The organism is Termitidicoccus mucosus (assembly GCF_038725785.1).
Taxonomy (GTDB): domain Bacteria; phylum Verrucomicrobiota; class Verrucomicrobiia; order Opitutales; family Opitutaceae; genus Termitidicoccus; species Termitidicoccus mucosus.
Genome location: NZ_CP109796.1, coordinates 4,849,226 through 4,860,814 on the forward strand (window position 1 = coordinate 4,849,226; position 11,589 = coordinate 4,860,814).

General features: G+C 59.5%; 11 protein-coding genes. All 11 read left to right on the plus strand.

Annotated features, from left to right (window positions below; all coding sequences use genetic code 11):
* The first annotated feature begins 18 nt into the window (after positions 1-18).
* The 11 genes from OH491_RS16940 (at position 19) to OH491_RS16990 (ending at position 11,556) form a co-directional block, all read left to right on the plus strand.
* Entirely contained in the window at positions 19-1,812 is a 1,794-nt protein-coding gene (locus OH491_RS16940) for a GspE/PulE family protein (RefSeq protein WP_084442187.1), read from the plus strand.
* Positions 1,809-2,612, plus strand: coding sequence for a type II secretion system protein (locus OH491_RS16945; RefSeq protein ID WP_342750612.1), 804 nt, complete (start codon positions 1,809-1,811; stop codon positions 2,610-2,612). Before OH491_RS16940 ends, OH491_RS16945 begins: the two co-directional genes overlap by 4 nt.
* Before the next feature lie 276 nt (positions 2,613-2,888).
* A complete protein-coding gene (locus tag OH491_RS16950) occupies positions 2,889-4,301 on the plus strand; it encodes a hypothetical protein (RefSeq protein ID WP_068770405.1) in 1,413 nt (470 codons plus the stop codon).
* On the plus strand, positions 4,301-4,867 hold the full coding sequence (locus OH491_RS16955) for a hypothetical protein (protein ID WP_068770404.1): 567 nt from the start codon (positions 4,301-4,303) through the stop codon (positions 4,865-4,867). The genes OH491_RS16950 and OH491_RS16955 overlap by 1 nt, the downstream gene beginning before the upstream one ends.
* Positions 4,868-5,030: 163 nt before the next feature.
* Positions 5,031-5,813 carry a hypothetical protein gene (locus OH491_RS16960; RefSeq protein WP_068770403.1) on the plus strand — a complete coding sequence of 261 codons (783 nt, stop codon included), beginning with the start codon at positions 5,031-5,033 and terminating at the stop codon, positions 5,811-5,813.
* 240 nt (positions 5,814-6,053) lie between these two features.
* Positions 6,054-6,947, plus strand: a complete 894-nt coding sequence (locus OH491_RS16965; protein ID WP_068770402.1) for a hypothetical protein — start codon at positions 6,054-6,056, stop codon at positions 6,945-6,947.
* A gap of 41 nt (positions 6,948-6,988) precedes the next feature.
* The gene (locus OH491_RS16970; RefSeq protein ID WP_068770401.1) at positions 6,989-7,207 is read left to right on the plus strand and encodes a hypothetical protein; all 219 of its coding nucleotides are present in this window, start codon (positions 6,989-6,991) and stop codon (positions 7,205-7,207) included.
* An 83-nt stretch (positions 7,208-7,290) separates the two neighbouring features.
* On the plus strand, positions 7,291-7,917 hold the full coding sequence (locus OH491_RS16975) for a hypothetical protein (RefSeq protein WP_068770400.1): 627 nt from the start codon (positions 7,291-7,293) through the stop codon (positions 7,915-7,917).
* A 262-nt stretch (positions 7,918-8,179) separates the two neighbouring features.
* Positions 8,180-9,379, plus strand: coding sequence for a type II secretion system F family protein (locus OH491_RS16980; protein WP_068770399.1), 1,200 nt, complete (start codon positions 8,180-8,182; stop codon positions 9,377-9,379).
* Positions 9,380-9,390: 11 nt separating this feature from the next.
* Positions 9,391-10,461 (plus strand): type II secretion system protein, encoded by a 1,071-nt coding sequence (locus OH491_RS16985; RefSeq protein WP_334319306.1) that lies wholly within the window; start codon positions 9,391-9,393, stop codon positions 10,459-10,461.
* Positions 10,462-10,533: 72 nt separating this feature from the next.
* Positions 10,534-11,556: an InlB B-repeat-containing protein gene (locus OH491_RS16990; RefSeq protein WP_145928793.1), complete on the plus strand. Its 1,023-nt coding sequence runs from the start codon at positions 10,534-10,536 to the stop codon at positions 11,554-11,556.
* Positions 11,557-11,589: the final 33 nt, after the last annotated feature.

Genomic DNA, 11,589 nt, shown 5'->3' on the forward strand with positions numbered 1-11,589 from the left:
TTTCGTATCCACGTCTCCATGCCAGCCGCCGCCACACCTTCAGCCGCCGCTCCTGCAAAATCCTCCAGGACGCGTCCGCCCGTGCCCGTCGAGCTGGCCAAGGTGCAGCAGGCCCGCCAGGAGCATGATTTTGTCTGGATGCCGCGCGTCCTGAAGGAAAACGGCATCGGCGCATCGAGCATCAAGATCGCCACGGATTATTTCAACCAGCAGGGCCGCCGCCAGAGTTACGGCGGCGTGCTGGTGGAGCTGGGCATCCTGCCCGCCGCTGCCGTGGCCAAGATGATCGCCGAGCATCACGGGCTCCAGTGCGTGTCGCTCATGGGGGTGCGCATTCCCGTCGAGGCCGTGCGCCTGTTGTCGCCCTCGGTGGCGCGCCGCCTGCGCGCGATCCCGCTGCGCCGCGTCAATGCGAAGGTGAGCGTCGCCATCACCGACCCGGCGGTTCCCGGCTTCGCCGAGGTTGCCGGCTCGTTCCGCCGCTTCGGGGTGAACGAAGTCGAGTATCTGGTCGCGCCCGAGGCCGAGGTGCTGGCCCGCATCGATGAGATGTATGCCACGCGCGCCGATGTCTCCGACCCGGGGCGTTTCTTCGACCTGCTGGTGGCCGACGCCGTCAACATGGGGGTGTCGGACATCCATCTGGTGCCCGAGGAGACGCTTTCGCAGATCAAGTTCCGCATCGACGGCGTGATGCACCCCTACAAGGTCATCGAGGGCGCGGTGCGCGATTCCATCTTTGCCCGGGTGAAGATGAAGGGCGGCCTCGACATCGCCATCCGCCACATCCCGCAGGACGGGCGCGCGAAGCTTGTCGTGGGCGGGCGCAAGGTGAACATGCGCTTCAACGCGCTGCCCACCCTTTACGGCGAGAGCATCGTCATCCGCATCCTCGACCAGTCGAAGGGCATCGTACCGCTCGACCGGCTCGGCATGCTCGACGATACGAAAGCCGCGATCCTGAAGGCGGCCAACGCGCCCTTCGGCTTCACCTACTTCGTCGGCCCCACCGGCTCGGGCAAGACCACCTCGCTCTACTCGATCATCAACACCCTCGACGTTTCGAATTACACGATGATGACGCTGGAGGACCCGATCGAATACGAGTTCCGCAACATCCGCCAGACCGAGGTCACCGAGCAGCTTACCTTTGCCATGGGCCTGCGCGCCCTCCTGCGTCAGGATCCCGACTACATCCTCGTGGGCGAGACCCGCGACGGCGAGACCGCCGAGCTCTCCATGCGCGCCGCGCTCACCGGCCACACCGGCTTTTCCACCCTGCACGCCAACACCGCGCTCGGCGGCATCACCCGCCTCATCGACATGGGCGTGGAGCCGAGCATCATCATCGGCGCGGTGAATCTTTTTGTGTCCCAGCGCCTCATCCGCCGCCTCTGCGAGTGCAAGGAGCCGCACCCGCAGAGCGAGGCGATTGCCGGCATCCACGGCATCAGGCTGGAGCCGGGGCAGACCCTTTATCGTCCGAAACCCGGGGGCTGCGCCTTGTGCGGCGGCAATGGCTACAAGGGCCGCGTGGGCCTTTATGAATGCCGCCCGGTGGAGCCCTTTGCCGACATCATCGTGCGGCTGGGCAAGGACGCTTTGCGCGAGTGTGAGACGCTCGCGAGAAAACTTTGTGCGACCGAAACCGAGCAGACCGGAAGCTCGATTTTCCGCACGCTCCGCCAGGATGGATTCATCAAGGCGGCGCAGGGGCAGACCTCGATCGACGAGGTGGTTGCGCAGACGGAGGCGCCGGAAGGCGATTCCGAAATTCCGGAAGCAACAACACAAAACACACAGATAACATGAAACGTAACATCACATCCCGCAAGGGCTTTACCCTTGTCGAAATGCTCGGCGTGCTCGCCATCATCGCGATCCTCATCTCCGTGATCGCGGTCGGTGTCATGTCCGCCATCAACCGTGCCCAGATCGTGGCGACCACCTCCAACCTCAAGAACCTCGAGACCTCGACCATCGGTTTCGTGGCCCTGAACACATCGGGCGGCACCGTTCCGATCACCGAGGGGCCGGGCGATGCCCTCACGGGTGGTGCAGCCACGCCGCTTGCGACCTTCGATCCGACGGCTCCCGCCGATCCGGTTGTTTTCGCTGCCTTGGACAACACCTATACCTTTGACCAAGTGCTGCGCGCCGCTGGCTTCATTGACAACCAGATGTCGTGGCGGGTCGGACAGTCCGGGAACACCCAGAATGCTGCGGCCAATGAGCGCGTCTTCATCATCAGCCGCAATGCCTTCAGCACGGCCGGTGGTGCCGGCAATGCCTGGGACAACTACAACCGGTCGGAAGCCTCGATCATCGTCCCCGCCCAAATAGCGGCCGCCACCGGCCCCGCGGCGACTTTTGGCGCCAGCGGTGTTGACTTCCTGTTGGATGGTGTCAACGGCCTGCAGGCCGCCCGTTGCGCCTATGTCGTGCTCCAGGGTGTCAGCATCAAGCATGCGCAGGCGCTCTCCCGCGAGCTCAACGCTGGCATGGACGACTCCGAATTCCAAGCCTTCCAGTCCCGCGGCCGCTTCGTCTATGCCGCCCCGGCTGCCGGCGCCACGACGGTCACCTGCTATTACTACCTGGCCAGCTTCTAATCGCGGCATAAAGACGGCGTATCGCTCATGCGCCCTCCTCGCATGAGTTTCGCTGTCTGAGCCGGATTATTGGCAATAATATAAAACGCGCGGGGGATGCCCGGCATCCCCCGCTGTTACTATACCAATGATTTTGAAACAGATCTCATGTCGGCGTTCCTTGATTTATGGGCTAATGAGTGGCACGACGGCCGTCCCTTCAGCAGAAAGACTGTTCTCAATTATAAGTGGTATAGGACCAATTGATATTATTGGAGAGCCGGATTTTTTGATGCCATGAGAAAACAGCAACAGGCCATATTCATATGGGACAAAGTCGTGTATTACTCCACGGCGAAGGGGTGGGCGCGCACGGCCATCGAGCGCGTGGAGGACGCGGCTGCGATCGTGCAGGAGCATTGCAAACGCGACAACAAGATCATGCTGCTTTATGATCCGGAAACGCTCCAGACCGAATACAGCGAATGTCCGGGCGGGGGCCGTGCAATCGTGCGCGAAGTGCTTGCCGGCAGCCACGAAAGCCTGAACAATCCGCACACCGCCTGGGGCTTCCAAACCCCGTGGCAGATATCGGCCGCCGCAGGGGGGAACCAAGGGACCTTTTGCTCCTTTGAAACGGTTCCCTCACTCTATTTGCTGAACCAGACATTGTATGATCTGAAATATCCGGTCAGCCGTTGTTTTTCCTTTGCCAGTCTGGCCATGTTTTCCGGGACGACTCCCGGCCGCACCAATGTGTTTCTGGTGGTGGACAAGGACGGGCAGGCATTTGTCTATCTCAACACCGCCGCCGGCCTGCGCGCGGCCCGCAAAGTCTCGGCCGGCAAGCGCGAGGATTTTGACGTGTGGTCGGAAATCAGTCTGATTTTTGGCGAATATGGCGTCACCTTTGAAGATGGCGGGATGCGCCCTGTGGTGCGCCTTTATCAGGCGCCGGGCACGGATGCCAAGACACAATGCCCTTATTGGGAGACCCTGGCTGCATTCGGGCAGGTGGAGCTTCACAATTTCAGCGTCCTCGCCACCCTGCTCGCAAGCATTCCGTCCCGGCATTCCAGCTCGTTGATCGAGGATTTGCCAAAAAATATCAGCTTGAATCTCGGCCTCAAAATCGGAGCGGCGGTGCTGGCGGCCATCCTGCTGGGCGGAGGTTCCTATGCTTATAATGACCTGAGCAAAGACTCCCGTGAGATACGGTCGCTCGAAACCCTGCAGAGCTCGCTCGCGACACAGAAAACCGGCCTTGAGCGCAACAAACGGGAAATTGAAGAATTCCTCAAATTATATGCCAACGACCGGTTTGATTATTCCCACGGACACTTGCAGTTGCTGCAAGCGTTGGGCGGGGCCATACCGCGGGACGCCACGCTCCTCAATATAAGCATCGGGGTGGAGGCCCCCTCGAAATTCAGGCTGAATGGCATATTCTGGAACCAGAAGGTGTCGATGTCCAAGCAAACCGGAAGCACTGCGGTGAACAATGTCAGCCCCGTCACGCCGATCACACGGCATCTGGAAAGTTCCGTCCAAGGATTGCTGGTTGCTCCAAACACCAACTCATTCAACAGCCAGACGGGAGACTTCGTGCTGGAGGGCAACACGCCTCGTCCGGAAGGCGTTGCCGCCGCCACACCCGCCAGCGCGCCGCCCCCTGCTAGGCGCCCGCCCGCAACCTCAGGCAGACGATAATGAGCGACCAAATAAAAAAAATAAAATATCACAGTTCGCCTCTATGGGTGGCGGTGGCTGTCGTGGCCGCCTTGCTTACCGTGGGCGCGGCCTATTATTATTTTGATGCCAGGAAGGCCAACCGGCAAAGAAAGGCGCAATTGACCACGCTGAATCAAAGTCTGAGAAAAATGGTGGATGGATTGGCCCCCAATTATTCGAGCCAAAAGGCGCAGGTTACCCGGGACAACGCGGCCAAAATCAAGTCCGAAATGATGAACGGCACTGAGATGGACATGTTTGTGTCGAGCCTGCGCCCGACGTGGACGGTGCAATCGCGCAGCGAGGAGAGCAACGCGGAATATATTCACCGGCGCTACCAGATCGCGCGCGGCACCGCCCCCGTGTCGGCGTGGTCCGAGATTCAGGCCTTGCTGGAGCGCCTGGGCAAAACGCCGTCGCTCGCGGTCAACAGCATCGACATACGAACGGTGGGCGACAGCCGCAAGCGCGAGTTCAGCCGGGTGACCATCGCCTTTTCCATCTACATCCGCAAGCCGCCGGGAGCCGAGACGCCCGGGATATGATTTTGTAAATCGTGAAAGGATGCGAAAGGACCAAAAGGACGCAAAAACCGCGAAAAATATTTTTCTCAAAACCATCATGCATTTTCACCGATTTGAAATATTTTGCGTCCTTTCACGTCCTTTATGTCCTTTGCGTCCTTCGCGGTTATAATCGATTTTATTTATGAAACTGTTTTATAAGTCATGCGCGATCATTCTGGCGGGGCTCGGGTTTCTCGCCGTGAGCGCCCGCGCGCAGCCGCGCCTGCAGACACCCGCCACGATTCCGGCGGGGCAAACCCAGGCCGCCCGACCCACGCCACAACCATCCGCCGCGCCGCAGCCGGCAGTGCAACTCGGCATGCAGCCGCAACCGGCCGCCGCGCCGCAGTCCACGCCGCCCGCCCCGGTTCCAGCGGCTGCCGGCCCGCGCCCGGCCGATCTCATGGCCGACATGCTGGGCGGCCCCCGGACGCAGGACGGCCTGCCGGTCTCGCCGGAGGCCCTGATGCGCAGCCATGACACCTCCTCCCGCGCGGACAACGCCCCCGCATCGACCGTGATCGGCGGCGTCGAGACGCCGTTTTACGGCAGCGTGCCCTCGCTGCCTCCCTCGCCGCCGCGCTCCGCCCAGCATGAGGAGATGATCACCCGCATGAAGATGGCCGTCGAGGACGTGGCCGCGCAATACGGCAACCCGAGCTTCGCCCAAGTGTTCACCAACGACCCCGTGCGCGCCAAGGTGCTGCGCCGCCGCATGGAAGTCCTGAAGCAGGTGGACCGCCTCAATGCCGAGATCGCCACCCTCGAGACGCACAGGACGCAATCCCAGCAGGAACTGCAAGTGACCCGGCAGCGCGTGGAGTCCTCGAAACAGGAGCTCAAGACCATCCAGGACCAGGTGCGGGAAATGAACACCCGGCTGCAGAACGCGCGCAACCTTCTCCAGTCACTTGCCCAACAGTGAAAGAGACGCCGCCCATGAACGAGACGAGTCCCATGCTTGAAGTGGTCACCAGCCTGATGCACCGCTGTGTCATCCTGGCGAGCGACAACGGCCAGACCTTGGAAGAGCGCCGCGATAATTTTTTGTCCGAACTGATTGTGCTCGGTGCCGATGTGGAATCTATTTCCCCGGCGCACTGGCGCGTGACCGACCGCGAAAGCGGCGACACCTGCATGATCGAAGAGCAAGAAGGAGTTTATTATGTCGAACGAATCAACACACCTGACGCAATTTCAACAGAAGGCGCAAATACGCCTTCAGGAAATGGAAGTGGAGTGGCGCCGGACGCTTTTCGAGCGTTTCCGGGAGATCTGCCGCGAAGAAATGATGGAGGTCATGAAGACGCTCCTTTCCTCCATGCACAGCCCGGAGGAACTGCAGCAGCGTTTGGCGGAGCTCCAGCAGAGCCAGCAGAGCGCTCAGATGGAACTCTTCAGCACGGTTTCCCAGACTTCGGAGGAAATCAAGGCGCTCGCCAGCAAACTCGAATCCCATTCGACGCAGCCGGATACGCAGGCGCTGGAAGAGATTACCAAAGAGGCGGCGGCCAAGCAGGAGAGTCTGGCCAAGGAGGCTATTTCCAAGCAGGAAGAGAACACGCGGAAGTTGCAGGAGGACGTGCGCCAGTCGGTGCAAGTTTCCCGCCTGTCGCTGATGAAGGGCGTGATCCTCTCGGCGGTGATCACGCTGCTGGTGTGCGCGGGAGCGGTGGCGGCACTCAAGTTCCTTGGCAATTCGGCGCTGGTGAGCGAGTCGGAGGTGAGGGCGCGAGAAACCCTTTCGCGCCAGAAAGCCGAGGCGGCCACGGAGCTCAAGACCTTGCAGGAGCGGAGGGCGGCCTTGGACAAGGAAATGGAGGACTTGGGCAAACGCCGGGACGCCTTGACGGCGGATATACGCCAGAGCACGGAGACCCAGCGGACGGCGGCGGCCAACGTGAGCGCGCTCCAGCGGCAGATCACCCAGCTCCAGCAGATACAGGAGCAATTCCGCTTCAAGCTGGTGAAGGGGGAGGAACAGGGAGTCTTCGTGGAAGTGCCGCCGGACGCGACGCCCTTCGCCTACGGGGACAAGATCTTCATTCAAGTGAAGTAGCCGCCGCGCTCTCCAACGCGCTCGTCGCCGTGGCGGCATCCGTGCAGCCGCCCGCCCCCGCGCAACCGGCGTCCGAGGAGGAACTGGCCGAGTGCGTGCGCACCCTGCGGGCGCTGATCGATGTGGTCGGCACCGTGCAGCGCACGCTCGACCGCATCGGGCGGCAGGCTCCCGTGCGGGAAGCCGGTGTCCCGAAACGCGCCCGGGCCGGCAAACTCCGGAAATCATCCCGCAAGGGAAAAAGAAAGGCAAAGGCATGAAAACTACGAATGACAAATTACGAATGACGAGTTACCTCCCCCCCTCCGCATGCCGACGCCTTTGCTCATTCGTCATTCGTAATTTGCTTCTCGCGTTTCTTTGCGCGGCGGGCCTCCGCGCCGCGCCGGGCATCACGCGCGACGGGCCCGTCTCCTCCTCCAACGCCCACGGTCGCGCGGCCGTCAAGTCGTTCAATCTCGAAACCCCCGACCAGCCTCCGGAAACGAAGATGCAGACCATCGGGGACGTGATGGGGAAAGTGTCCCAGTTGTCCCTGCCTTCCGAATTGCTCCGACCCTCCAGCGGGCGTGTGCAGCTTTTCAGCATCGCCCGGCTGACCGAGCAGGACATGGCCAACCCCTTCGAGATACGCGTGCAGGTGGCGGTCGATGTGCAGGAGACCGCGATCGAGGTAGGGGGCATAATCGAGGGCATCAATAGCCAGCGCAGCACGGCCATCCTCATCATCCACCCGCCCAATATCCGCGCGGCTGGCACGCCGGAAGGCGCCCCGGCCCCGTCCGGCGCGGCAAAGAAAAATGGGAATGGAAAGCCGGTCCCGCACGTGTGCTCCGTCGGCGACGTGGTCGAGGGATTCCGCGTCTACACGATCCTGCGCGACTCCGTGGTGCTGGAACAGGCGGAAAAACTTTTCGAGGTCCCTCGCGGCCAGCCTGTGACGGTGAGCGTGCCGCTCTCGGCGCTATGAGCATTTTGCGGTCAATCAAAATTCCCGCTTCGTCGCTATTACCGATGCGTGGAAAAGCATGTTTCTCACACAAAGGCACGAAGGCACAAAGGATGGGGGAGTCATGAAAAACTGCCCTTCAATAAACTGATAATTTATGCAAAATCTCCATAACTGTCTTTCTTTGTGCCTCTGTGCCTTTGTGTGAGAAACAACCATTCAAAATAGCGAGGAATCAAATTCTCCAACTAACTAAAACAACACCCTGACAGGAACTCTTAAGATGCCCGCATATCTGGTCAGATACACAACGAGCAAGGGGCGCGTCCGCAAGGAGCGGATGTATGCCCCCGACGTGGCGTATTTGCAGGGCATGCTCCAGCGCAAGCAGTGCTGGCCGCTCTCGATCAAGGTCGAGGAAAGCCGGCACCGCAGCTACAAGACCAAGCTGAAGGCGGCCGACCTCATTTCCATCCTCGACCAGATCCAGATCCAGCTCGAGGTGAACATCAACATCGATGACGCCTTCCGCAATCTCGTGGACGAGTTTCCTCGGGGAAAGCCGCGTTTTGTCGTCTCGCACATTTCCGACCAGATCAACTCCTCGGGGCGCGTGGCCGAGGCCTGCGGGCAGTTCCCGCGCATCTTTCCCGATTACATCCAGCAAATGGTCGCGGTGGGTGAAAGCACGGGCAGGCTCGCGCAGGCTTTCCGCCGCCTGGTGGAGTATTTTCAGAATGCGGACCAGCTGAAAGCGACCATTGTCAGCGCATGCATGTATCCTGCCATGATAGTCATGGCCATGATTGCATTCATTTTTGTCATCTTTGGATTCACAGTACCCCAGCTGATGAAGGTGTATCTGGAGCTTGAAATCGTTCTGCCGCGGGCGACCATGATCGTGCTGGCCATTTCAAATTTTGTAAAAGGAAATATAATTGTTTTGGGAATATTGACAGCGGTCTCGCCGTTTTTCCTGACCATGGCGTTTCGTTCCAAGCTGGTGCGGCCGATGATCGACTGGTTTCTGGCCAAGGCGGCCATTATCGGGCCGATTACCCGGGACGTGTGCATCGCCCGTTTTGCGACCAACATGGGAGCCCTCTATGAGTCCGAAATCCCCATTGTCCAAGGGCTGGCGATCTGTTCGCGCATCGCGGGAAATGCGGTATATAATCGCGGTCTGGCCATGGTCAGGGAGGCCGTGGAGCAGGGAAAAACGATCGCCGAGGGGCTGAAAGAGGCGAAGATATTTCCGACCATGGTCGTCCTTACCATCCGCATAGGCGAGGAGAACGGGAAACTGGATGACTCGCTTCGGAAGCTCTCGGATTACCACAGCCGGAAAGCGAGGGAAAAGATCGAGCGGACCCTGAAACTATTCGAACCATGCATGCTGATCGGGTTGGTGATCACGGTGGGCATCCTCGCCTATGCGCTGCTTTCGCCGATGATGCTCATGCTGGAGGCCCTTTCCAAATAAAGACGAGACCCATGAAACTTCGATCCAGACTCCATTCCGGCATATCAAAGGCTTTCACTCTGGTGGAGGTGATCGCGGTGATGACGATCATCGCAATCTTTGCCGGCATATCGATAATGCCAGTACTGACGATTATCGACAATTCGCGAAAACGAGCGGAGGCCAAAAGGCTGGCGATGATCGCCGACGAGATACGGGCATCCTTCATGCAGGAAGAGTTGCAGTTCAATATCTCGGCGCTTCCAGGCGAGGTTTCGCGACATGCGGCGGACGGAGCCGATGCGATGTTCACGACACTGTTCGACGACCATACCTATGCGCCTGTTGACAACAATGCTTGGTTCGCGAAGCTGGCATGGCTGCGGGGGCAGCGCGGTCTTTCGGAGGCGGAAGGTTCCGATATATATGGCATCAAGACCAATGCCTGGAGGGGGCGGCGCGTTTTGCTCAGGGGGCCGATTGAGGACAACCAGCAGCGCTATATCCTGCTTTCATTCATGTTTCCCCATGGCGCCACGTTTGCCCTGCCCGATCCGGCCACCGGCTATGGCGGTGATTATGATGCATGGTTCAATTCCATATATGATCACAAATGGGGGGCCGGTGAAATCAATCTGGGCGTTGGTGACGCCACTTGGGCCGCATGGAGAGGGCGCGCCCAGCGCGGGCAGACTTTTTTCGAGCGGGTCGCGTGCGAGCGCATCGTGCAGCCACGTTACAGGATCTCGGTAAACAATCGGACTGGCAATGAGATCATAAAAGTTTACGCGAACATGCAGGATGGCCGGGGGCCGGCGGTGGACGCAGCCCGCACTATCGTGGCGGGGCGGAGCTACATTGTTAGGCCGGGCGCGGTTATTTCAACGGCGGAGGAGGATCCCGGACTAGGCCATCGTGTGGGGATTTTGGCCGGACGACGGGTTCGAGTCTATCGTGTGGCGTTTAGCGATGATTTTTTTGATGACTATTCCAGCGAGGGGCTGATTTACTCGTTTTTGCTGAACGAAGAGGTGACCGTGTTCGGCCAGCAGGTTAGACTTCCAGATGCAGGGGGAGGTGGCGCTGGTGGAGGAGAACCGTAATCAATGCAGTAAATGCAAAAATCTTAAAATAGGATATTGCGTTTTTGAATCTTAATTCTTTTTTCCTCTGTCATGAGATATTTCTGGCAAGATTCCAGGCATCGTTTCGTTCAGCCCGTTTTGAGTCTGATGATGGGAGGATGCTTATGGGGAATTCTTGGGGCACAGCCTGCAGAGCAACGGGGGGCACAGATGGGGATGGTGGCTTTGTTGGCCCATCCGGATACAGGAGGAAGTGCCTTGGGCGGGGGTAGTTACAAGATCTGCGAAATTGTGGAAATCTTCGCCATTCCGGCTCCACATTATCGTTTCGTGCGCTGGGAGGGGAAAGTGACGCAGCCGTCGCTGTCGCGCACCCGGACCATGACAACGGCAAACTCCTTTCCAATTACGGCGGTATTTGAGCCCCAGCGCTATAGGCTGAACATAACATGCGAGCCAGTGTATGCGGGGCAGGTCGAGGGCGGAGGCTGGTTCCCGTATGGCGTGACTGCGCCCGTACATGCCGTGCCAGCGCAGGGGCAGGGGTATGTGTTTTCCCACTGGGATGGTCCGGTTGCCGATGCCTATGCGGCCGACACGACGCTCGCGAATCCGTTGACTGGCCCGGTGAAACTCAAAGCTCATTTCAAACGCATGGTGGACAATTGCACCCTCACGGTGATCGCGGAGCCGGCTTTGGGCGGCGAGGTGACGGCGAGCGGTGTCCATGAGCCCGGCACGGTGGTCAAACTGACAGCCAAGCCCGCGCGCGGATTTGTCTTCAACGGCTGGCAGGGGGCGGTGAGCAACCCGGGTTCCACCGAGACGGAAATTCTCGTTAATCAGGACATAAATGTAAAAGCAATGTTTATTTATCAGAAAGCCTTGATTCGTGCGAAAATTGTGCCTGAAGCCGCGGGTAAGGTGTCGGGCGACTTGGGCGTCCGCCCATGTTATGTCCCCGCCATTTTGAAGGCAGAGGCGATGCCGGGCTATGTCTTTGACGGTTGGGAGGGAGCTGTATCGACCAAATCTGGTGAGCAAACCACCGTGACCCCGTCAGAAGTCGGGAAAGCGGTGGTGGTCATAGCCCGCTTCCGGGCAATCCCCTGAGAAAGAATGCCCATGATTAACAGATCCAAACTA

Excerpts from the sequence above, each read along its gene's own strand:
- OH491_RS16985 (WP_334319306.1), top strand. The coding sequence starts at position 9,391 with ATGAAACTTCGATCCAGACTCCATTCCGGCATATCAAAGGCTTTCACT.
- OH491_RS16945 (WP_342750612.1), top strand. The coding sequence starts at position 1,809 with ATGAAACGTAACATCACATCCCGCAAGGGCTTTACCCTTGTCGAAATG.
- OH491_RS16940 (WP_084442187.1), top strand. The coding sequence starts at position 19 with ATGCCAGCCGCCGCCACACCTTCAGCCGCCGCTCCTGCAAAATCCTCC.
- OH491_RS16980 (WP_068770399.1), top strand. The coding sequence starts at position 8,180 with ATGCCCGCATATCTGGTCAGATACACAACGAGCAAGGGGCGCGTCCGC.
- OH491_RS16960 (WP_068770403.1), top strand. The coding sequence starts at position 5,031 with ATGAAACTGTTTTATAAGTCATGCGCGATCATTCTGGCGGGGCTCGGG.
- OH491_RS16950 (WP_068770405.1), top strand. The coding sequence starts at position 2,889 with ATGAGAAAACAGCAACAGGCCATATTCATATGGGACAAAGTCGTGTAT.
- OH491_RS16955 (WP_068770404.1), top strand. The coding sequence starts at position 4,301 with ATGAGCGACCAAATAAAAAAAATAAAATATCACAGTTCGCCTCTATGG.
- OH491_RS16965 (WP_068770402.1), top strand. The coding sequence starts at position 6,054 with ATGTCGAACGAATCAACACACCTGACGCAATTTCAACAGAAGGCGCAA.
- OH491_RS16990 (WP_145928793.1), top strand. The coding sequence starts at position 10,534 with ATGAGATATTTCTGGCAAGATTCCAGGCATCGTTTCGTTCAGCCCGTT.